The organism is Arthrobacter sp. H35-D1, from assembly GCF_030063185.1.
Lineage (GTDB): Bacteria > Actinomycetota > Actinomycetes > Actinomycetales > Micrococcaceae > Specibacter.
This window is the reverse complement of record NZ_JASISP010000001.1, coordinates 228,986-250,877: the sequence shown is the minus strand read 5'-3', so window position 1 is coordinate 250,877 and position 21,892 is coordinate 228,986. Positions and strand designations below refer to the sequence as shown.

At 63.2% G+C, this 21,892-nt stretch carries 18 protein-coding genes and 1 tRNA gene; 4 read left to right on the top strand and 15 right to left on the bottom strand.

All coding sequences use genetic code 11. The annotated features are described in order from the left end of the window. Positions 1 to 35: 35 nt before the first annotated feature. Positions 36 to 1,895: a hypothetical protein gene (locus QMG25_RS01220; protein WP_283456475.1), complete on the bottom strand. Its 1,860-nt coding sequence runs from the start codon at positions 1,893 to 1,895 to the stop codon at positions 36 to 38. A 327-nt stretch (positions 1,896 to 2,222) separates the two neighbouring features. On the opposite strand from QMG25_RS01220, the gene QMG25_RS01215 reads away from it, so the two are divergent. After that, positions 2,223 to 2,453, top strand: a complete 231-nt coding sequence (locus QMG25_RS01215) for a DUF3073 domain-containing protein (protein WP_283456473.1) — start codon at positions 2,223 to 2,225, stop codon at positions 2,451 to 2,453. A gap of 348 nt (positions 2,454 to 2,801) precedes the next feature. Here QMG25_RS01215 and purM read toward each other — a convergent pair whose 3' ends face one another. The 7 genes from purM to QMG25_RS01180 form a co-directional block, all read right to left on the bottom strand. Continuing rightward, on the bottom strand, positions 2,802 to 3,950 hold the full coding sequence (gene purM, locus QMG25_RS01210; protein ID WP_283456471.1) for a phosphoribosylformylglycinamidine cyclo-ligase: 1,149 nt from the start codon (positions 3,948 to 3,950) through the stop codon (positions 2,802 to 2,804). A 24-nt stretch (positions 3,951 to 3,974) separates the two neighbouring features. Beyond that, on the bottom strand, positions 3,975 to 5,540 hold the full coding sequence (purF, locus tag QMG25_RS01205; protein ID WP_283456469.1) for an amidophosphoribosyltransferase: 1,566 nt from the start codon (positions 5,538 to 5,540) through the stop codon (positions 3,975 to 3,977). A gap of 78 nt (positions 5,541 to 5,618) precedes the next feature. Further along, positions 5,619 to 5,942 carry a hypothetical protein gene (locus QMG25_RS01200; protein WP_283456467.1) on the bottom strand — a complete coding sequence of 108 codons (324 nt, stop codon included), beginning with the start codon at positions 5,940 to 5,942 and terminating at the stop codon, positions 5,619 to 5,621. 54 nt (positions 5,943 to 5,996) lie between these two features. Continuing rightward, complete coding sequence (locus tag QMG25_RS01195) at positions 5,997 to 6,350, bottom strand: sterol carrier family protein (protein WP_283456465.1); 354 nt, start codon at positions 6,348 to 6,350, stop codon at positions 5,997 to 5,999. A 34-nt stretch (positions 6,351 to 6,384) separates the two neighbouring features. Next, positions 6,385 to 7,389 (bottom strand): asparaginase, encoded by a 1,005-nt coding sequence (locus QMG25_RS01190; RefSeq protein ID WP_283456463.1) that lies wholly within the window; start codon positions 7,387 to 7,389, stop codon positions 6,385 to 6,387. 16 nt (positions 7,390 to 7,405) lie between these two features. Then, positions 7,406 to 7,945: a hypothetical protein gene (locus QMG25_RS01185; RefSeq protein ID WP_283456461.1), complete on the bottom strand. Its 540-nt coding sequence runs from the start codon at positions 7,943 to 7,945 to the stop codon at positions 7,406 to 7,408. 123 nt (positions 7,946 to 8,068) lie between these two features. After that, positions 8,069 to 10,564 (bottom strand): LPXTG cell wall anchor domain-containing protein, encoded by a 2,496-nt coding sequence (locus tag QMG25_RS01180; protein ID WP_283456460.1) that lies wholly within the window; start codon positions 10,562 to 10,564, stop codon positions 8,069 to 8,071. 351 nt (positions 10,565 to 10,915) lie between these two features. Between QMG25_RS01180 and purD the strand changes: the two genes are divergently transcribed. Both purD and QMG25_RS01170 read left to right on the top strand, forming a co-directional pair. Next, a complete protein-coding gene (gene purD, locus QMG25_RS01175; protein WP_283456455.1) occupies positions 10,916 to 12,208 on the top strand; it encodes a phosphoribosylamine--glycine ligase in 1,293 nt (430 codons plus the stop codon). A 14-nt stretch (positions 12,209 to 12,222) separates the two neighbouring features. After that, positions 12,223 to 13,215 carry a phosphoribosylaminoimidazolesuccinocarboxamide synthase gene (locus QMG25_RS01170; protein ID WP_283456453.1) on the top strand — a complete coding sequence of 331 codons (993 nt, stop codon included), beginning with the start codon at positions 12,223 to 12,225 and terminating at the stop codon, positions 13,213 to 13,215. A 76-nt stretch (positions 13,216 to 13,291) separates the two neighbouring features. On the opposite strand, the gene QMG25_RS01165 is transcribed toward QMG25_RS01170, so the two are convergent. The 3 genes from QMG25_RS01165 to QMG25_RS01155 all read right to left on the bottom strand — a co-directional run bounded on the left by QMG25_RS01165 (position 13,292) and on the right by QMG25_RS01155 (position 17,040). Further along, positions 13,292 to 14,533, bottom strand: a complete 1,242-nt coding sequence (locus tag QMG25_RS01165; RefSeq protein WP_283456451.1) for a helix-turn-helix domain-containing protein — start codon at positions 14,531 to 14,533, stop codon at positions 13,292 to 13,294. A 124-nt stretch (positions 14,534 to 14,657) separates the two neighbouring features. Continuing rightward, complete coding sequence (locus tag QMG25_RS01160; RefSeq protein ID WP_283456449.1) at positions 14,658 to 16,655, bottom strand: DUF6541 family protein; 1,998 nt, start codon at positions 16,653 to 16,655, stop codon at positions 14,658 to 14,660. A 34-nt stretch (positions 16,656 to 16,689) separates the two neighbouring features. Then, on the bottom strand, positions 16,690 to 17,040 hold the full coding sequence (locus QMG25_RS01155; protein ID WP_283456446.1) for a zinc ribbon domain-containing protein YjdM: 351 nt from the start codon (positions 17,038 to 17,040) through the stop codon (positions 16,690 to 16,692). Positions 17,041 to 17,098: 58 nt separating this feature from the next. Here QMG25_RS01155 and QMG25_RS01150 point away from each other — a divergent pair, with 58 nt between their 5' ends. Further along, the gene (locus tag QMG25_RS01150; RefSeq protein WP_283456445.1) at positions 17,099 to 17,752 is read left to right on the top strand and encodes a class I SAM-dependent methyltransferase; all 654 of its coding nucleotides are present in this window, start codon (positions 17,099 to 17,101) and stop codon (positions 17,750 to 17,752) included. A gap of 80 nt (positions 17,753 to 17,832) precedes the next feature. On the opposite strand, the gene QMG25_RS01145 is transcribed toward QMG25_RS01150, so the two are convergent. The 4 genes from QMG25_RS01145 to QMG25_RS01130 all read right to left on the bottom strand — a co-directional run bounded on the left by QMG25_RS01145 (position 17,833) and on the right by QMG25_RS01130 (position 21,879). Further along, positions 17,833 to 17,909, bottom strand: a tRNA-Pro gene (locus QMG25_RS01145). 114 nt (positions 17,910 to 18,023) lie between these two features. After that, positions 18,024 to 18,566 carry an META domain-containing protein gene (locus tag QMG25_RS01140; protein WP_283456443.1) on the bottom strand — a complete coding sequence of 181 codons (543 nt, stop codon included), beginning with the start codon at positions 18,564 to 18,566 and terminating at the stop codon, positions 18,024 to 18,026. 100 nt (positions 18,567 to 18,666) lie between these two features. After that, the gene (locus tag QMG25_RS01135) at positions 18,667 to 19,617 is read right to left on the bottom strand and encodes a metallophosphoesterase (protein WP_283456441.1); all 951 of its coding nucleotides are present in this window, start codon (positions 19,615 to 19,617) and stop codon (positions 18,667 to 18,669) included. Between the two features lie 12 nt (positions 19,618 to 19,629). Then, positions 19,630 to 21,879: a transglycosylase domain-containing protein gene (locus tag QMG25_RS01130; protein ID WP_283456439.1), complete on the bottom strand. Its 2,250-nt coding sequence runs from the start codon at positions 21,877 to 21,879 to the stop codon at positions 19,630 to 19,632. Positions 21,880 to 21,892: the final 13 nt, after the last annotated feature.

Genomic DNA, 21,892 nt, shown 5'->3' with positions numbered 1-21,892 from the left:
TCACCCACCGGCAACCTCGAGCACCCGGGTTTTTGCTACTTGATGATTGATGATTCCAAGAGGTTTCCGTCTCGGGTGTCCGACACCATGCAATCAACCCGACGGTCGTCATTGGTATTCCAGCTTGCTTCGGAGGGGTAAGCCGTGGATTGCTTCAATGTCTTGATGCCGGAGGCATCGGAAGTGAATTCCACGCTGTCGCAAACCTTGACGGCCCGGGCTTTGAGCGCTTCGGCTCCGGGGAATTTCTCGTCCTCGCCGTAGTAGTAGACGCCGACCAATTCGGCGTTGTGCGGGCTGTTGCAAAACACGACGTCGGCGTCAGTGGAAACGTCCTTGAAATCGCGCAGACAGTCCCCTTCAAGCCACTTCAACGGCGACACGGCGGGCAAGATGACGTCTGCATCGGGGTCCGCTGCATCAACACCGGGACTGGCAGGCGTGCTCTGCGGGTCCGCGAGCTGTGAGGTTTCCACCGATACTGGGGACGCCACCTTCGCAATGCCGGAAGAGAACAAGCTGACCAGCAGCCACACAAACAGGGCGATCAGCCCCAACCCGACCACAACGACGCCGAGCACAATGAAAAGCTTCTTCTTGTTGCTGCCGGAGGATGAGCCGGGGCCTTGCGGTCCGCCGGGGCCTTGCGGTCCGCCGGGGCCGCCGTAGCCGGGGCCTTGCGGTCCGCCGGGGCCTTGCGGTCCGCCGGGGTATCCCGGAACAGGGGGAACTCCGGGCGCTCCTGCTTGCGGCATTCCACCGTAGGGCTGTGGCCCCGGCTGGGGCTGCGCTCCGTAGGGAGGCTGCCCGGCTGCAGGTGCCTGTTGGTCCTGCGGAGATCCGAATTCCGACGGCGCACCCGCATCCGGGGGGCCGCCAGCTGCAGAGCCGCTTGCAGCGGCGGCTGAACGGGCGGCAGCTTCTTCTTCGCCGCGGGCAAGTTGCGATGGGGACTGCCAGGCATTGGCTTTGGGTTGCCACGGAGTGCCGGATTGCTGCCAAGGGGTTTCCGGGCGGCGCCAACCATGACCGTCGTCAATGCCTGCGCCAATATGCGGTGCGGGGGCATTGTGTGCTGCTGCGGCGCCTGCGCCAGCGGCTGCAGCCGTGCCAGCTTCAGTCCCGGACGGACCGGTGGTCTCTGCCGGGTCGGTTGAGTCAGCTGCTGCGGGCGATGCGGACTGCGGCGCAGGCATCGCGGGCGGCTGGGCAGGGAACTGCGGCTGGGCAGGGAACTGCGGCTGGGCTTCCTGCGGCAGCGGCGCAACGGGTGTTGCGGGCTGTTCCGGCGTTTCCACTGGGCCTCCGGGCGTGGGTTCTGGTTCGCTTTGCCGCACGGGAGCCGCCTGCTGCACGGGGTTGGCCTGCACGGGGTTGGCCTGCTCGGGCGAGGTTGCCGGCTCGTTTTGATGCCCCTGCCCAGCTTGCTTCGACCATGGGTTGCTGGCGATCGGAGGCTTCGAGAAGTCCGTGCGCAGAACTGTCGAGGCTGAATCCCAGTCAACATTATCCTCGGCCGAAGAATCAGGGTCCGACTCAGACCCGGTCGATGCTGCAGACTCGGGTTCGGCAACCGCCGGTGCGGGAATTGCAGGTGCCTGGAAGTCGGGGCTCTTGAAGTCCGGGGCGGGAATTTCGTGGCCCATGGGAGTGGAGAGGCCCTGAGCGGCCAGCTTGGCCTCTTGTCCAACACGGGCAGCCTCGGCCTCAGCTGCTTCAAGATCAACGCGCTCGGCTACATCGTCACTGATTGCCGCAGCACCGAGTTCCGGCTCGGCAAACTCGTAGTCCACGCCTGCGACGGAGGGATCCGGATTGTTCGCGGACGGCTCACCGGACACTGATTGAGCGCTTTCGTTGTCGGCCTGCTCGTTGGCCTTGCTGCTCTCGTTCATGGGGGCTTACCTTCCGTGCTGCGCCTTGCCTGGCGCAAAAACTTGTTCCTGTGGTGAGGACAACGATGTGCTGACAGCCACTCTGTGGATGCTGGAAACACGCCGCCTCATGGAATAAATGCTCTGCTCATACGTGACTCTACCGAATAAAGCGCAGGGAGAGGCTGAATATTTGTGTTTGGCTATGGGCAGAACACCCCATGGTGGGACGCGACCGGGGCAGAACTAATGTAATCTAGGAGTACGACAAACTGACCGAATATTCCGGAGCCTCGCTCTTAGCCCGAGCGACCACCTCCGGTCCAAGTGTAAAAAGGGGGTCACGCCATGGGGCGCGGCCGTCAAAAGGCGAAAGCAACCAAGCAGGCTCGGGACATTAAGTACTACTCCCCGAACACTGATTATTCAGCTCTGCAAAAAGAGCTCGGTGCGACTACTCGGCGAGCCCCGAGCCATCACAGTGAGATTCCTGCAGAGCCGGACTATTCGGCATATGAAGACAAGTATGCGGATCAGTTTGAGGACGACGACGACGTGGACACCCGCCGCATTGGCTAGGGACGATTAGACACCAAACGCAACAAACCCTGCATGACGCACAGCCAAAAAGCTGTCGCGGCGTGTGGGGATTTTGTTGTTCCCCACGCCCTCCCCAAGGTTGGCTCGCGGGCGAGCCGCCCTTGGGGCCCCTCGGGCGCGTGGGCCCAGCCCTCGCCGGTGTGGGCCCACCACGCCCTCCCCGAGGGGCCCAGCCGCCGGCTCCCACGCCCGTCTAGGCTAAAATGCCGCAGTTTGACGGAAATGCCATGGAACAAACCCTGGCATTTCCGTCAAACTGCGGCATCTGTCAGCTCAGACAGCGGCGGCCCCCACCCGGAAGGTGGGGGCCGCCGTCGAACGTGAAAATTAGGAAGCGTAGTTGCCCACCAGGCGGACTGCGCCGCCGTCAACGCCCTTGGCGCCTTGGGTGTAGTCAGCGCCGGTTTTGTCGGAATCCGCGGACTCCCTGGTGACAGTGCCCATGACCCATGACGGCAAGCCGCGGGCGTTCAGGCGATCAACTGCGGCGTCAGCGGCGTCAGCAGAGACCACCGCCACCATGCCAACACCAAGGTTCAAGGTGCGCTCCAGATCAGCCAGCGGCACGTTGCCCAACTGCGAGACCAAGTTGAAGATGGCCGGCAGGCTCCACGTGGAGCGGTCGACCGTGCCGATGAGGCCCTGAGGCAGCACGCGTGCCAGATTGGCGGCCAAGCCACCGCCGGTGATGTGGCTGAATCCGTGCACGGCTTTTTCCTGCGTGACAGGAAGATAGCGGGTCAGGTCCAGGCAATCCGCAGCGTAGACGCGGGTGGGTTCCAGCAGCTCCTCGCCCAAAGTGCGGCCAAGTTCCGACACCTGCCGGTCAAGGGCCCATCCTGCATGGTTGATGACGCGGCGGACCAGCGAGTAGCCGTTGGAGTGCAGGCCCGAGGACGCCATCGCGATGATGACATCGCCTTCCCGCACGCGTTCGGGACCCAGCAACAAATCAGCCTCGACGACACCCGTGCAGGCACCTGCGACGTCGTACTCGTCGGGAGCCAGCAGGCCGGGGTGCTCGGCGGTCTCGCCACCGACCAACGCGGTGCCGGCCACCTTGCAAGCGCCGGCGATGCCGCGGACAATGTCTGCCACGCGCTGCGGGACAACTTTGCCGGTGGCGATGTAGTCGGTCATGAACAAAGGCTCGGCGCCAACCACCACAATGTCGTCAACCACCATGCCGACCAGGTCGTAACCAATGGTGTCGTGGATGTCCATGGCCTGGGCGATGGCCACCTTGGTGCCCACACCGTCGGTGGAGGTTGCCAGGTACGGCTTTTTGTAGGTCAGCAGCTTGGAGACGTCGTACAGGCCGGCGAATCCGCCAAAACCGCCCACCACGTTCGCCCCGTGCGTGGCCTTGACGGCTTCCTTCATCAGCTCAACGGCGAGGTCGCCTGCTTCGGTGTCAACACCGGCGCTGGCGTAGGTAATAGCCGGTGCGGGGGAATCATGGGAGGCGTTGGGCATGGCGTCTCTTTTCGTGGGAAAGTTTCAAGAACCGTTGGGGGCGGTGCGGTCTTGGTCGGTCAGGAGCTTTTCCATTTCCGCGTCGGGGCCCGGGTCGCAACCGGTGGAGGGTGTGGCGTTGCCGGCAGCGGTGCGCTCTAGCAGGTTCTTGCCCAAACGGTCGCCGGTGGGGAGCTCGATGGGGTACGTGCCGGTGAAGCAGGCCGTGCAGAGGCGTTCGCGAGGCTGCAGGGTAGCGTCGATCATGCCGTCTTCGGAAATGTACGCCAGCGAGTCGGCGCCGATGGATGTTCCAATCTCCTCTATGGCAGCGCCGTTGGCTATCAGTTCGGCGCGGGAGGCGAAGTCGATCCCGTAGAAACATGGCCAGCGCACGGGTGGCGAGGAGATCTTCACATGAACTTCCGCGGCCCCGGCCTCCTTGAGCATGCGGACCACTGCACGCTGCGTGTTGCCGCGGACGATGGAGTCGTCGACCACAATGATGCGCTTGCCGCGAATCACGGACTCCAGGGCGTTCAGCTTCAACTTGATGCCCAACTTGCGCAGGGTCTCGCTGGGCTGGATGAATGTGCGGCCAACGTAGGCGTTCTTGACAAAGCCGTGGGCAAAGGGGATGCCGGACTGTTCGGCATAGCCGATGGCTGCCGGAGTGCCGGACTCCGGAACTGGAATGACAAGATCCGCGTCGGCATGGTTTTCGCGGGCCAGCTGGCGGCCCATTTCCACGCGGGACTCGTACACGGAGCGGCCGGCGATGGTGGCATCCGGGCGGGCCAAGTATACGTACTCGAAGACGCAGCCGGCCGGGGTGGCCGGGGCGAAGCGCTGGGAGCGGACGCCGTCTTCATCGATGGCGATGAACTCGCCGGGTTCGATTTCGCGAATCGTGCTGGCACCGATGGTGTTCAGGGCGGCACCTTCGGAGGCAACAACCCAGCCGCTGTCCAGCCGGCCCAGCACCAGCGGGCGGACGCCGTGCGGGTCGCGGGCCGCGTACAGGGTGTGTTCGTCCATGAAGACGAAAGAGAAGGCCCCGTGGATTTTGGGCAGCAGCTCCATGGCTGTGTCTTCCAGGGTCTTGCCCTCTTCGCCCTTGAGCAGGGTGGTGACAAGGGCGGTGTCGGTGGTGTTGCCCTGGGCCATTTCGCCGGCGGTGGGAACGCCGTAGCGCTCCAGGACCAGCTCGTGCAGTTCAGCGGAGTTGGTGAGGTTGCCGTTGTGCGCAAGCGCGACGGCGCCGTTGCCCGTTGCGCCGAGGGTGGGCTGGGCATTGGACCAGTTGTTGGCGCCCGTGGTGGAGTACCGGCAGTGGCCGACGGCGATGTGCCCGGTCAGGGTGTTCAGCGTGGGTTCGTCAAAAACCTGGGATACGAGGCCCATGTCCTTGTACACACTGATCCGCGTGCCGTCGCTTGTTGCGATGCCGGCGGACTCCTGTCCGCGGTGCTGCAACGAATACAGCCCGTAATAGGTTAGTTTTGCAACCTCTTCACCGGGTGCCCAGATGCCCAGCACGCCACAAGCGTCCTGAGGTCCCTTTTCGCCGGGTAAAAGATCATGGGATAGTTTTCCGTCTCCGCGTGCCACGTTGAAATTGTCTCACGTAATGGCAGCGGCGCTAACCGATTGTGACCTGCGTTATGCTCCCGATCGTGCGATGGGACGCTAAGCGGTTTCGGCCGCAGCGTTGCGATCGTCGTCGGGCAGCGCTTCTGCAACCAGGGTTTTGCTGCGGCGCCTTCCCCGATGGTCCAGCACCAGTGCCACGATGGCGCCGAGCCCGGCCCCCGGCAGCATCAGCAAGACCGTAAACAAGCCAAAGACGCTGGAAGCTTCAAATCCCTCGGTGGGCGGGAGCATGTAAGTGAAAATAGCGGCCGTGGCCACTCCTGCCAACGCGCCTGCAATCAGGAACGGGACGTATTTTGGGGCCCGGCGCACCTGCAGTTGGCGGGGCTCTCCGGGGGTGGTTTCAGGCTGGGAAGTCATGCCACTAGGGTACCTGCCCAACCTTGGAGCCAGTCCGGGAACGCGGCGGGTTCGCTAAAAGGGGAGTTCGGCGGACAGCTCTGCACGCAAACCGGAGGCAGCCACCAAACCGCGGTCGACGGCGTCGGACCAGCTGGTGCCGCCGGTCACCAGCGCGAGCCAGGTTTCGGCGTCGCACTCCACCACATTGGGCGGGGTGCCCCGGGTGTGCCGCGGGCCGGCCACGCACTGGGTGACACCAAAGGGCGGGACGCGCACCTCCACCGAGTTCCCGGGGGCGCGTGCGGCGAGCTCTTCCAGCGAGAAGCGCACGGCCATGGCAGTGACCGGACGGGTGCGATCCCCGGAGCGCCAGGCTGCCAGGGCAGCGTGGCCTTCGGCAATGTCAATGCGTCGTCTGGCGACCATGGGAGTCTCCTGGCTGGCTGGCGGGTGTGGGCGGCTAGTCCAGCAGGGAGCTGACGGCCTGGCCGAGCCGCAGGCTGCCGGCGGGGGAGTTGCCGCCCATGACAGGGGGAACCACTTTTCCGAGCACCCCCGCAACGGCGGGAATGTCCACGGCGCCGGACACGGCCAGCAGGGTCAGCCCCACCAACGTGGCAGCGCGGCCGTTGCCGTCGAGGATCTTCACGGCCACGCTGGCACCCGTGGGGGTGGACATGGCAAGGACGCCTTCGGCACCCATTTTGGCCAGGATGCCAAGATCCTCCATGACCACCGTGTTGGGCAAACCGTGGCCCTCGACGGCCCAAGGATAGTCCAGCATTGACGTGGCAACGGTGGCTGCACGGGCGTTGGCGTGCTTGTCCGACGGGGCCTTCGCCAGGGTCGAAAAAGCCCTGGCCAGGCCGGTCAGGCTGACGGCCATGACGGGTGCACCGCAGCCGTCAACGCCTGTGTGTCGCACTGTTTCGCCCGTGTATTCCTCCAGCACGGTGCGCACTGCCCGCTGCATGGGATGGTTGGGCTCCAGATAGCCGGAGAGGTCCCAGCCGTTTTCCACGCACGCCCACAGGAAGGCCGCGTGCTTTCCTGAACAGTTCATGGCCAGCTTGGATTTCTCACGTTCGGTGCGCACCATCCAGGCGCGGGCCGTGGAATCGCCGGGCCAAGCCGCCGGGCAGCCGAGGTGTTTTTCCTCCAAGCCCGCCGCTTTGAGCATGCCTGACACCACGTCCATGTGTTCGATGGAACCGCGATGGCTGCCGGCGGCGATGGCCACTTGGACCCCTCGAAGCGGGACGCCCGACTGCATGGAGGCCAACGCCTGGAACGGCTTGGTGGCCGACCGCGGATAAATGGGGGCCGTGACATCGCCCAGTTCGGTGACAACCGAGCCGTCGCCGGCCACGACGACGGCGGATCCGATGTGCACGGACTCGACGAATCCGCTGCGTTCCAGGACGGCGAGCTCAACGGCGTCGTGCGCCCTGAAAGTATGAATCATGGTGTCATCTTAGCGACTACAACGGTGTTGCCAGGCCGGTGGACGCCTTGATGACAAGGGGCACCGCCCCTGCCGGCTTGTCCGTGGCTGCGGCCTTGGCGACGGCGTCGAGTTCCTCGGGGGCCACAAAGATTGTCAGGGTGCCCGTGCGCCCGTCGGGAATGATCTTGTGGATGGCGGCGCCTTGGGCGTCCGGAAGGCTGGCCTGCCAGGCCGAAACTGCCTGCAGGGCCGTCTCCAGGGCGGCGGCGCCGATGGTGACAATTTTGGGGATGGCCCCCGCGTCCGTCACGACGGCCGCCGCCGCCTCGGTGGTGACGGCAACATGGAGTTTGTCATCTTCAATCCAGGAGTCCGAGTAGGCCTCGCCGAGTTTTGCGCGCAGGCTGTCGTTGAGCTGGAGCAAAGTGTTGGCATCTGCAGTGCTGGAGGAAGTGCTGGAAGAAACGGACGACGGCGGTGCGCTGGGGTCCTGTTGGGGGGCGCATGCGCTCATGCCGACGGCTCCTGTCATGGTGGTGGCGAGGACAAGTGCTGCCACGGCTTTGTTGTTCATGGTGCCTCCCGTTCTTGCGGTAAAGAGCTTGCGGTGGAAAAGAAGTAGGCCCCATTCACTGGTGAACGGGACCCACTCCTTAGGGTGTTGCGATGATGAAACTACAGCTTAGTGCAGGCGCTGTTAGTTCGTTGACTTGCGGCGGCGGAACAGCAGGAATGCGGCTCCACCCAAGAGCAGGATGCCGCCAGCTGCGCCGAGCACCAGCAGTGAGCTGGATGCGCCGGTGTTGGCCAGGTCGTTGTCGGATGGGGCCGTTGTGGGCGCCGGTGCCGTTGGCGGGGCCTGTGTGGGCTCCTGCGTGGGCGCCTGGGTTGCCGGCGGGGCCGGGGCGGCCAGCACCGAGAAGTCCGAGGAGGCCGTCAGTGACTGAACGTCGCCGACGGTCTGCACGGCAGTGACGGTGTAGTCGCCGGTGCCAAGCTTGGCATCCAGCTTTACGCTCCACTTGCCGCCATCAACTGCGGCGTCGTGCTTCTTGCCGTCGATTGTCACTGAGACAGCCGCGCCTTCAATGTTGCTGCCCGAGACTACAGACGGGCCCTGGTCGAAGGCGAACTCCTGACCGTTGGAGGGCGAGGTGATGGCCGGGGCTGCCGGAACCACGTTGAACTTGTTGGTGGCCGTCTTGGAGTCGTTCCAGTCCTTCAGTGTCTGCTTGGCCGTGATGGTGTGGTTGCCAACTTCCAGGGCGGTGGACACTTCGAAGGACCAGGTGCCGTCCTTAGCGACGTCGACTGAGCCTTCGACATCGCCAGTCAGCTCAATGGTTGCGCCGGCCTTGCCGGTGCCCGTGATGGAAGTGACGGGGGCAGCTACTGTGCCGTCCTGCGCAGGTGCCGTGATGGCCGGGACGGCCAGGGTCTGCTTGATGACCTCAATCGAGCCTGTGGTGGTTTCCGAGGTGCTGAAGCCATTCTTGGCCTGGGCCTTGACTGCAAAGGTGCCGAACGCGTTGGGTGCCTTCGCGGTCCATGTGCCGTCGGCGCCAACGGTTGCTTCGGTAGTGGTTCCGTCAATCGTGATGGAGACTGTGGTGCCTGCGGGGGCGCCGGCAACAGTGCCCTTCACGTCGGTCGAGCGGAAGACCTGCCCGGTTGTGGTGATCTTGGGGGCGTTGAGGAAGATCTTGACGGAGTAGCCGTCGGTGTGCTTCAAGGCGTCAGTGAGTGACACGCCATAGGTGAGTCCGCCACCGCCAGCGCTGATCATGCCTACTGCAAGTGTGCCGGCAATGATGGACCCGCCGGAATCACCCTCGGCGGCATTGAGATCCGTGGAAGTAAAGCCTCGAACGGCGCGAACGTCTTTCGGGTCTTCGCCGGGCTTGGGATTTTTGGGGTCCTTGGGATAGTTTTTGCCACCGACAAGGAAGGCTCCAACTTCAGAGACTGTGCCGCAGGACCAGCCAGTTGTGCGGCCGGACTTGCAGATGGAGGTTCCAAGGATCGCATCGGAAACGCCCGCCACCTGGGGACCCGAGTCCTGCAGGGAGGCGGGGGTGGTCCAGTCGGTGACCTTGGGCAGCTGGGTCAGCTCCGTATTGATGCCGTCAATGACGGAGACGTCCGTGCCGATATTGCCAGGGTTTTGCGAAAAAGGATCGATCGCCGGTGAATTGCCGGGGCCGCCAAATTGTGAAAAGCCGAGGAGTCCCAACAGCACCGTTCCTTCGGCTTCTGTGCTGGGACCGCCTGTGACTGCTGTGTCCTTGAGAGGATTGGTCAGTCCGGCCACAGGCAGTGACCCGTCATTCGAGCAGTGACCTGCCGAAATAACGGCAGGGTCGCCTTCTTTGTTGAAACCGTTCCAGCCGATGCTGCACAATTCACCTTTGCCTGTTGCGGGGTCAAGCGCGATGTAGCCCTGGCCGTTGACAACGTCGCCTGCCAAAGCACCGGCCGGTCCTTGTGCAGGCTCAACCACCACGTTGCCGTACTTGGCGGCAAAGTCGTCAGTGGAGGGTTTGGCTGCCTGTGTGAATGATCGCTGCGTCGCCATGGGGCTGGTGGTTGCTGCATCACCGGTGCGGATGACGAACTCGCCATTGCCATTGACCATGATGGACTGCAGCGCCGTGGCACCAAATTCGCCCACGTAGTCGGCGAACAAAGCGTCGACACTTGCGGCATCGATCTTGGCGAAGGACGGCGCGGCAGTGGGGTCGGAGACCGCCACCTTGGCGTCTCCTGCCGCGGCCTTGGCAACATCCGCTACGGACGTCTTGACCTTGATGGTGTCGCCGTCAACTAAGACCACGGCGGCAGGGTCGGCCTTGGCGAGCTTGGTCTGCACTTCAGCGGCCTTGGTGGCCAAGACGCCCTGGGCGTTGAATTCCTCAACGCTCATCCCCAAGTCGCGTTCCACTGCGGCGGCGAGGCCTGCAGGCAGTGAAGCGTCCGTGGACGTGGCAGCCGCGGTGGCAGCAGGCTCCGGGTTTGTGGTGGCAGCCGGCGTAGGGCTTGAAGTCGCGGCGGCCGTGGAGCTCGCGGTGGCGATCGGCTCGGACGTGGGTGCTGCGGAGGCGGTGCCGGCGGCAAAAGTGCCGCCAATCAAAACCGCAGCTGCGGCGCAGGCCGCGCTTCCGCGCATGGCAAAGGTGCGCTTGGATGCTTGCATGTAATGGTTCCCCTATGAAGTGATGAAAAGTGCAGTGGCGCTGTGCTGCAGTGATGAACTGCGCAGGCGCCATGGGCGCCGAAGATTGCCGCAACTCAGGGCAGGCAACCCCCGCATAAAGCTATCAAGTGGATTAACGGACTGCAATTGTACAGGGGCGTGTAGCGACACAATGGGTGCTGTTTCCCCGTGTTTGCACGGATGGGAGGGGTGCCCATTGACGTTTTCAGGCATCCATGCATGGATTATTTTCGGACCGAAACGGCACCTGCTGGGAGGATTTCGGCAGCAAGTGGCTGCCTTCAATCGTCGTTATGCTGCCGTCGGCCTGTTGCCCAGTACCCTTGAGGGGTGAAGGTTCTAGTGATTGGCCCAGGAGGCCGCGAACACGCCATTGTCCGCTCGTTGCTTAGCGACCCCAACGTCAGTGAGGTGCACGCGGCCCCCGGCAATGCCGGAATCGCGGCCATCGTGCCCACTCACGAGGTCAACGCCAGTGATCCGGCTGCCGTTTCCGCGTTGGCGTTGAAGCTTGAAAGCGACCTGGTTGTTGTGGGACCGGAGGCCCCGTTGGCTGCCGGCGTGGCCGACGCCGTGCGCGCCGCGGGCATCCCGGTCTTTGGCCCCAGCAGGGAAGCCGCCCAGCTGGAAGCCTCGAAGGCGTTTGCCAAGACCGTCATGGCGGAGGCCGAAGTGCCCACGGCCATGGCCAAGGTTGCTGTTAACGGCAAGGAAGCGGCGGACGCCTTGGACGCCTTTGGCGCCCCCTACGTTGTCAAGGACGACGGACTGGCCGCCGGCAAGGGCGTTGTCGTCACCAACGACCGCGCCGAAGCCCTGGCCCATGCCGAATCCTGCTTTACGGTGGGCGGCACCGTGGTCATCGAGGAGTTCCTCGACGGTCCCGAGGTGTCCCTCTTTGTGCTCGCCGACGGCCGCACCGTGGTCCCGCTTGCCCCCGCCCAGGACTTCAAGCGCATTTTCGACGGCGACGAAGGCCCCAACACCGGCGGCATGGGTGCGTACTCGCCGCTCGAGTGGGCGCCCGCGGACTTGGTCCAGGAAGTCATCGACCGGGTGGCCCAGCCGACCATCGACGCCATGGCACACCGAGGCACCCCCTTTACCGGCGTTTTGTACTGCGGACTGGCCCTGACCAGCCGCGGCACGCGCGTCATTGAATTCAATGCCCGCTTTGGCGACCCGGAAACCCAAGCCGTCCTGGCCCGCCTGAAGACCCCCCTCGGCGGCGTCCTCATGGCGGCTGCCAAGGGCCAGCTTGATGAAATCGAGGACCTGCGCTGGTCGCCCGAGACCGCCGTCGCCGTCGTGCTTGCCAGCGAAAACTACCCCGGGACCCCGCGCACAGGCGACAGGATCCGAGGGTTGAAGAAGGCGAACAGGCTCGACGGCGTGCACGTGCTGCACGCGGGCACGGGCGCCGACGCCGCGGGAAACACCGTCAGTGCAGGCGGTCGCGTGCTCGCTGTGGTGGGACTGGGTGTTGACCTGGAAGAAGCGCGCGAACGGGCCTACTCGGGCATAGAGCAAATTTCGCTTGAAGGCGGACAGTACCGCAAGGACATTGCGGCCAAGGCTGCACGTGGAGAAATCACCGTGGCGAACACCGCCGCACAGGCATAAGGACAAGCCCACCCATGAATTCTGCAATCCCCGCAGCACCCGCCCTGCCCGGCTGGACGCACATCTACTCGGGCAAGGTCCGGGATCTGTACATCCCCAGCCCCTCCCAGAGCTCGCAAGCTCGCTCCGGGGCGCCCGGGGCTGAGGGCCCTGACAAGACCGTCGGGGGCCCAACACTCGAGACGCCTTTTGGCGGCCGCGACGACGTGGTCCTGGTGGTTGCCAGCGACCGCATCAGCGCCTTCGACCACGTTCTTGCCACCGAGATCCCCGACAAGGGCCGCATCCTGACAGGGCTGAGCTTGTGGTGGTTTGAGCAGCTGCACGTGCCCAACCACCTGGTGGCCACCACTGTGGAAGACGGGGTGCCTGCCGACGTGGCAGGACGTGCCATGGTGTGCAAGAAGCTTGAGATGTTCCCCATCGAATGCATCTCCCGCGGCTACCTCACCGGCACCGGCTTGCTTGAGTACAGGGCCTCGCAAACCGTGTGCAGCTTGCCGCTGCCAGCTGGCTTGAGCGACGGTTCACGCTTGGAGGAAGCCATCTTCACTCCTTCGGCGAAGGCTGAGGTGGGCGAACACGACGAGAACATCAGCTACGAAACCATGGTCGAAACCGTTGGCGCAGGGGCTGCTTCGGCACTGCGCAACCTGACGTTGGAGATTTACTCCAGGGCCGAGGAAATTGCCCGGGACCGTGGCATAGTTTTGGCTGACACGAAAGTGGAGTTTGGCACGGATCCGACTACCGGCATCATCACCCTGGGCGATGAAGTTCTGACTCCCGACTCTTCGCGCTTTTGGGACGCCCAGCTGTGGGAACCCGGCAAGGCACAGCCCAGCTTTGACAAGCAGTTCGTACGGGACTGGCTGGCCAGCCCGGAATCCGGCTGGGACAAATCCTCCGACACTCCGCCGCCGGCACTGCCGGCCGAGATCGTGGAACGCACCCGTGCCCGCTATGTGGAAGCCTTTGAGCGGTTGACGGGCGCCACCTTCGTCTGATTGGGACGGGAACAGACAGCGGGGTCGGGCAACGCGGTCGAAAAGTGGGGTCCGGCAACGTGGCCAGACAGCGAGGTCAGGCGTCGCTGGTCTGGATGCCCGCCAAGTGCTCCTTGGCCACGTCCACCCTGTCAGTGGCACCTGCCTGGATGTAGCTGTCGAGGGCCTGCTGATAGGCGTCGAGCGCTTCAGCCGGGTGCTCGGCGGCTTGCAACGCCGTGCCGAGCAGCAAGGCATTGTCACCGGCAATGTGCGGAGCAAGCTCATCTTTTTGTGCTTGAATGCTGGCAAGGAGGTCCAGCGCCTCGGTCAGTTCGCCGTTGAGGTAGTGCCAGCGGGCGCGCAGCATCGACACTTCCAAGGTTTCGGCCAAAGTCGCACCCACCACGGAGTGCGCCAGTTCGCTGCGCTCGATGGCCTGCAGCGTGGCAGGTTCCACCACGCCCGCCATGAGTCGGACCCACGCGGTGGCCTTGTTGAACTGGGCCCAGCGGGAAAGGTCTGTGGCCGGGGAGAGCAACCGGCTGGCCTGTGCATGGTGTTCAAGGCCCGTGCGAATGTCGTGGCGGATGAACGCGACATTGCCAATGACCCAATGGATTTCCCCGGCCATCTGCGGAGACGTTTCGTCGGTAACGGCACCTGCCAGCACCAGGGCGTGTTCCCACGCTTCGTCAAGGTGCCCGGCTTCAGTGAGGGCGCCGATAAGGGTTTGCAGCGCCAGAAGGTAGGCGCCGAATTCTTCGGGGCTGTCCCCCGACCCTATTTCCACGGCCCGGGTTGCGTGCGAAATGGCTTGTTGCAGGCACCCCTGGGCCAGTGTGGCAGCTCCCATGACCTGCTGGGCCCGCAGTGCCAGTGCATCGTTGTCAGTGGTCAGCGGGTGATCCAGCAGCGTCTTCAAAACGGCAACCGCTTCGCCGTTGTCCCCATGGCGCATCAGCGAATTGGCGGCCAGGAACGTCATGTTCCACCATGTCACTGTATCCTTGCTGGCCGAGGCAAACTCTGCGGCGGACTTGGCGTTGGCCGCTGCCCCAAGGTAGTCGCGGGTGTCCCAGCTTTGCCGTGCACACAAGGACAGGCGCAGGCATTCGCTTTCCTCGGGGGAGGCGCTGTGTGCCCATTCGGCGACGGAGGACGGTGCCAGCTGGAGCTGGCTTGCCAGCTGCCGGATGATGTCCGTGGTGGGTTCCCGGTGCGCATTTTCCAGCAGCGATATGTAGCTGGCGGAATAGAATTCACCGCCCAGTTCTCCCTGGGTCAAGCTCCGGGACAAACGCTCTTGTTTTAGTCGGTCACCAAAACTGCTGCCCACGCTTGTGCTCCTTGCATGTTTGTCAATGAGCCGGCGGCTCATTTCTAAAGGGGTGAAAGAATTTACCCCTGCTCAAAACATAACAGAAATTGTCATATGACATCCTGCCTTCATGCTCAAATGGTCACGGAACCCGAACTCCGCCGCACTGCGATAGCTTGTACAGGCGCGCATGGCCCTCGCTGGCAACGAGCGTGAACGCATTCGAATCAGGCGCCAATGTTACTCCAGGGTACAGGGAACGTGGATTGTCGAACGCCGGGATGTAACCGGTGCCAAAGTCAAGCAGGTACGTCACGCCCTCCCGTTTTGCCGCCGCGCACACCTCTTGGTCGCTGCCGATCCGATTGAGCCAAAAACGCAGCGTGCGCAGATCGGGGGTCAAATCCGACTGCGAACTATAGGGAAACAGCATGGTTCGGTCCGCCAGGGCCATGGCAAGCGCCGAACCGTTGTACGGGTTGTTGGCGATGACGTCCTCGGTGGTGGTGTAGTCGGGCAGCCGGTGGATCAACGCCAGCTCCTGCGCGTCCACCTGCGCGAGTTCGTCGGGCTTGGCCGGGACGTTGTACATGATGCCCACCTGCCCCTTCATCTGCCACAGCCCCGGGTTGCTGAAGGCAAGCACGACGACGAGAGCGGCTGCCGCTGTCAGCTTTCCCTTGCCCGACCACCTGGCAGGGCGGGCGAAGGTTGCCGGGAAGCGCGCTTGGAGCCAGTCGACGAGGCACACAAGGCCCAGCGCCGCCAGCGGCACGGCCAGCAGCGGCATGAGCGCGGCAATGCGTTCGGGGTTGTCCCACCAGGGCGCCATGGCGATGTTTGCCGGAGGGAAATCGGTGCCGGCCGCCAGCGGGTAGGTGAAGGACAGGAGAATAAGGGAGGCCGGCAACCACCGCAGCCCAGACCGGCGGAATCCTGCCCGCACTCCCACCAGGACAAGGAACGTCAGGGCAAGTGCAGGAAACCAGATAGGTGCCGGGGCGTGGGTGAAATTGCGCAGCAGGGCCAGCGGAAAGGAAAGAATCGCCGGGCTGGTGTAGTTGAACAGGCTGCGGATTTGCGGCAAAGCCAACAAAGCACCGGCAACGGCCGCCAGGATGAAGACCAGCAGGCCCACGCGGTTCCAGCCATGGCGGCGGGAACGCCGAAACCCTGTGCGCAGCCACGCGTGCAGCAGATAGACAAGCAGGGGCGTCACAACCAAAAGAACGCTGAACACGGCGTTGGGCTGTGCCATGACGGCTCCCGGCAGGAACACCACCACCATTGCCAAGGCCAACGCCGGCTTCATCCCGGAGTGCGCGGAGGGCCGGATAATCAGCAGCACCAGGCCGATCCCCACCGGGACAAGGGCGTTGGAGAGTGAGTTGGGGTAGGCGGATCCGTACTGCAGCAACAGCCACGGGAAGGCCGGGAAGGCTGCTGCGAGGGCGGCTGCGCACACCAGCAGCAGCGGACGGTTGCCGAACAGGACGCGGGTGAGGAAGACGCAGCTCAGCGGCCACACCACCCCGGCCACTGCCAACCAGATAAGGTTTGTCGCTGCCGGAATGCTGATGCCGGTAAGTATGACCAACAAACTGCTCAGCCCATGCCAGGCACCGGGATAAAAAGCGGATTTGATGGTGGGCAGGATGAAACCGGAGATGGCAAAGGAAGAAGCATTGGAGGTTTGCACTGCATACGCGGTGGCATTCAAGTGAAACACCGAGTCGTAGCCCTGGGTGAACTGTTCAGGGTTAGCGGCAACCAAGACGAGCAACGTCGTGGTGATTGCCAAAGCCGTCACCACGCCCAGGGCGGCAGCGCCAATGCCGGCCGGGGACTTTTCCCCCGGTGCAGGGATCGCGGCTCCGAGGCCGGGGATGAAACGCCGGGCTGCCCAGGCTGCCGCTGCAGCGATGCCGGTTCCCAACAGCACCACGGGGATGTTCCAGGGCAAGTGGATCAACGGCGCCACCACGGCACTGACGGCAAGCACGGAAACGGAAACGGCCGGGGCAAGGCAAAAAGCCATCAGCCCGCGCACGCGCAGGGCTGCGAGCACGGCGGCACCGGGCAGGGCCAAGATCAACAACGCCACGGCGAAGGCCGGCAGCGCTTCAAACCAAGAACTCACCCAAACATTCCCATCAGAAGTCGCTTAGACCCGATCAAACCTTTTTGACGACGCTGGACTTGAGCTTCATGGGACCAAAGCCGTCCACCTTGGCGTCAATATCGTGGCCGTTGACGGCGTCGATCAAGCGGATGTTGCGGACCTTGGTTCCGATCTTCAGGTCCCGGGGGCTGCCCTTGACCTTCATGGTCTTCACCATGCCGACAGTGTCGCCATTGGCCAGGACATTGCCCACAGCGTCCTTCACAGTGGTTTCCTGCTCCACCTCGGCGGCCTCCTGCCCAGGGGACCATTCGTGGGCGCATTCGGGACACACCAGCAGCTCTCCCAGCTCGTAGCTGTATTCACAAGCGCAGGCCGGGCAAGGAGGAATTGTGTCACTCATGCGCCCTATCTTAGCCGTTGCGGCTCCTTGCCGGCTGGCGGGGCATAGGATCAGCAGCATGGCCGGTGGCGAGGGCGAGGTGCAATACCGCAGCAATGTGCTGCGCGGTCCCGCCAATGCCCTGGGTCTTGCCATGGTCGGTGGACCCTTGGAACGGTTGCTTGCCGAACGCAAGCGACGCGTCTTTGCCGACCTGCCTAAAACCGTGCTGGAGATCGGGCCGGGCATCGGCGCCAATTTCAGGTACATGGCGGCCGGGACAAAGGTGCTGGCCGTTGAGCCGAATCCGGCCATGCATGCCCGGCTGGAAGCCGCCGCACGAAAACACGGTGTTCAGCTGGAGCTGCACACCGCCATGGCCGAATCGCTGGACATGCCGAACGACTCCGTGCCGATGGTGATTTCAAGCCTTGTGCTGTGCACAGTGCAGAACCCGTCCGGGGCGGTGGCGGAGATTCTGCGGGTTCTTCAGGCAGGCGGACGGTATGCGTTTGTGGAGCACGTGGCGGCGGCCCCCTGCAGCCGGCTGCGCCGCTTGCAGCACGCGGTGCGCCGGCCCTGGGCGTACTTCTTTGAAGGGTGTTCCTGCGAACGCGAGCTGGCGTCCGTCGTCGGGAGCGCAGGTTTTACCGCCGTCGAGCTTGTTGAGTACGAGGCAGGACCCAGGTGGCTGCCAGTGCACACTCAAATCGCCGGAGTTGCGGTGAAGTAGCCGTTCCGCCCCACCCCAACAGAAGAGCTGCCGAGAATGAGAAAAGCAGCGACATCCGATTGGATACCGCTGCTTTCATATGGTCGGGGTGACAGGATTTGAACCTGCGGCCTCGTCGTCCCGAACGACGCGCGCTACCAAGCTGCGCCACACCCCGATCCGCAACCCTTCGAAGACCCGTGAAGATCTCGAAAAGCAACCACTAAAGACTAGCTGACGATGACCTTGAACGCGAAATCGGCAAGTGGCGCCGGAGAAAATACAGCGAAAATCAGGCCGCTGCGGGATTGAACGTGACGGTGCTGTTTTCGCCGCTGAGAACCAAGTAATCCTTGTTCAAGGTGTAGTCCAGCGGCGTTGAGAAGAACGCGGTTACCCAGGCCTCGAAGTCGCTTTGCGGGCTCTGGCAGGCCATCAACGTCACGGCCATGTTGGGGTCGACAAACTGCTTGTCCGTGACCTTGACAGCGCTCATGTGCATGTTGCAAGGCGTCCGGGAGGAGAAGGACAGCGCTCCTTCACGCACCATTGTTGCCAGCGTAAAAGGTTCGGTTCCGAGCCAAACCAATTCACCGGTGGCATCGCTGCCGCTGACGGAGGCCAGGTGAAGGCAGCCAAAGTCCGTCTCCGTGGCCGGGATGCCGCCTGCCACCGGCGTGCACTCAGCTGCGGTGGAGGGGAGCGATGGGTTTGCGATGACCGGAGTGGTGGTTGTGGGAGCATCGACGGCGGATGTGCTGGCGGGTGTGGTGCTGCAGGCATTGGCGAACAGAACTGCCATGGTTGCTCCCATGAGCACCAGGGGCTTCTTCATCGAAAAATCGTCCCCAACTTCTCTGTCAGCAACTTGTGGCGGTACGCACGTTTGTGTTGTCAAGTGCCTTCTTGTGACAGGCGCCCCATGGCTGGTCTGGCTATGGCTTGGCTGTCAAGGTCAAAACTACTGCTTCCGGACGACAGGCGAAGCGGAAGGGCGCAGTGCGTGCCGTGCCGATGCCTGCCGAGACGTTGACCGGCGTCGAACGCCCCTTGGCATCCCAGTCATGGAGGCCGCGGGCGCGCCACGTGGGGAGATCGCAATTGCTGACCAGGGCGCCGTAGCCGGGCAGGCAGACCTGGCCGCCGTGGGTGTGGCCGGCCAGGATGAGGTCGGCGCCGTCGGCGGTGAAGTGGTCAAGAACCCGCTGGTAGGGGGCATGGGCTACAGCTATTTTGACGTGCGGGGCGCTGTCCTGGGTGGATGATCCGCGCGGCCAGCCGGCGTAGCGCTCCCGGTTGAGGTGGGGGTCGTCAACGCCGCTGAAATCAAAGCGGATGCCCTTGAGCGGGATCGATTGGGCACGGTTGCTCAGGTTGACCCAGCCGCCCAGCCCAAAGCCGGTGTGCAGGGCCTCCGTGTCCAACGGAATCGGATGGTGCCTGCCTCCGGTTGGAAGCGTGGACGGCCCGGCAAAGTACGCGAAGGGATTCTTGAAGCTGGGCGCAAAGTAGTCGTTGGAGCCAGGCACGAAGACGCCCGGGAAGTCCATGAGCGGGCCCAAGGCGTCAAGCAGCGGGGCAATGGCGTTCGGGTGGCTGAGGTTGTCTCCCGTATTGACCACCAGATCCGGTTGCAGCGAGGCCAGCTCCCGCAGCCACATGGTCTTCTTGCGTTGCCCCGGGGACAGGTGGATGTCGGAAAGGTGCAGCACGGTAAACGGTGCCGCACCGGTCGGGAGAATGGCCAGCGACTCTTCCCTGATCTCGAACCAATTGCGTTCGATCAAGGCGCCGTAGGCCACTGCTCCGGCGCCGGCGGCGGCCACAAGCCCCGCCGCCGCGGCAAGGGTTGAAAGACGGGACGGGACTGTGTGCGTGCGTGACATGGGCGCTGCGTCCTAATCTTTCTTCTTGTCGTTCTTGTCGTTGTTGTCGTTGTTGTCGTTGCCCTTGTCACCGTTGTCGGATTTTTCCGGTTTGTCCGTCTTGGGCGCGGCAACCACAGGCGGGTTGACCATGCTTTCCGGCGGCGGGGTAAAACCGCCGACGTCGTAGGCACCGGCAACCTGGTTCATGTAGCCCTGCCACGTCTTTCCGGCATAGGTGGCGCCGTCCACGTAGGGAATGCGCTGCCCGCCAATGAGGAGCTCGTTGGAGGACCTTCCGCCGAGATCGGGGTTGCCCACCCAGGAGGCTGTTGCCAATCCCTTGGTGAAGCCCACCGTCCACGTCTGTTCGGAATTGTTGGTCGTTCCAGTCTTGGCACCGGCAGTGTACTTCACCGGAATCTGGTAGCCGGAACCGCGAATGAGCACTTCCTGCAGGACCGAGGTGACGCCCGCGGCAACCTCAGGCTTTATGGTTTGTTTGCAATTGGCGTTGGGGACGGGGAACTTGTCGCCCTTGACGTTCGTGATGGAGGCCATGGCGACGGGGTCGCAGTGGATGCCACCGGCGGAAAAGGTGGCAAATGCGTTGGCCATGGTCATGGGGGCCACGGAGCCGGCACCCAACAGGTTGCTCAACGAGGACATGTTGTACGGCTGCTTCGGGTCTTTTCCATTGTGAACGCCGGCGGCCGTCATCATCTTTTGGATATTGCAGAAGTCCAGCTTTGCCGCAGTGCCAAAGGTGATCGTGTTGATGGAGTTGTACAGGCCTTCGCGGGCAGTCATCGGGCGGTAGTAGGCGCCCGCATCGCCGTCCGCGTTTTGCAGGTCTTTGTCGGCGGCAGGATCTGAGGAGTCATATGCCCCCGCGACCGAGCCGCACGAGTTTTTCCACGGGAATCCGAAGGGGTATCGCCGGACTGAGCCGTCCACAATCTCGTTGATTTTGTGGCCGGAGTTCAGCCATTCCGCGAACGTGAAGGGTTTCATCGTTGAACCGGTGGCGAATCCGCCGGCGCCTCCGAGTTCGTTGCCCTTGGCATCGAACATGTCGACGTTGAAGTTGTAGGTGTTGGCCCACTGGCCTTCCGGCGGTGACAGCTTTGTGTTCTGGGCCATGGCAAGGATCTTGCCGGTTCCGGGCTGGACGGTGACTAGGGATTGGCCGACCTTGTCCGGGTTGTTTTCCATCGGGATGACGTTGTGGATCTGGGACTGGGCGGCGTCCTGCAGCTTCGGGTCCAGTGTGGTGGTGATGGTCAAGCCACCCTGCTGGAGCAGTTTGAGGCGGTCCTCGGAGGTCTTGCCGTAGGCGGGGTCGTTGAGGATCAAGTTGGAGACGTACTCGCAGAAGTACTCGGCACGCACCGCACTGGTGCAGCCGTTGCGGTTTGCCTGGACTTTCAGGCCGAGGCCCGTCTTGACGGCGTCTGCGTGTTCTTTTTTATCGATCATGCCTTGGTCCAGCATGTGGTCAAGAACCAAGTTGCGGCGCGCCAGCGCATTTTCCGGGTTGGCCACCGGATCGTACACGGTGGGGCTGTTCACAACTCCGGCCAGCAGTGCGGCCTGGGTCAGGGTCAAGTCCTTGGCATGGGTGCTGAAGTAAAAGTCGGAGGCTGATTCAATGCCGAAGTTGCCGTTGGCGTACAGTACCCAGTTCAAGTAGCCCTGCAGGATCTCGTCCTTGGAGTACTGCTTCTCGATGGCGATGGCAAGTTTGATTTCTCGCACCTTCTCGCCAATGCCCTTGTCGGAGCCGAGCTTGATCTTGTCATATTCGCCATTGGCAGCATAGGTCTGAATGATGACGTTGTTCACGTACTGCTGGGTAATGGTGGAAGCGCCCTGGCGACCGCCGCCCTGGACCATGGCAGCAATGGCGCGCATGAGTCCTCGTGTGTCGATGCCGCCGTGCTCGTAGTAGCGGGAGTCTTCCACGGCAATGATGGCGTTGCGCATGTTCTCGGAGATGTCCTCCAGTGGAACTTCGGTGCGCTTTTGGTCGTAGAACGTGGCCAACACTGAGCCGTCGGCAGCAAGAATTCGCGATGACTGGGCAGGGGTGCCGACATTCATCTCATCCGGAAGGTCGTCAAAGAGCGAGATGGAGGAGGTTGCCGTGGTTCCGGCCAGGGCCGCTGCCGGGACCATTAGACCTGCCACCAAGACACCGCAAACGCTGCTGATGCCCAGGAATGCGACCAATTTGCCCAGAGTTGTGGCTGTATCGAAAATAGGGTGTTTTTTTGCTGCCATTTTCCCAGTTTAC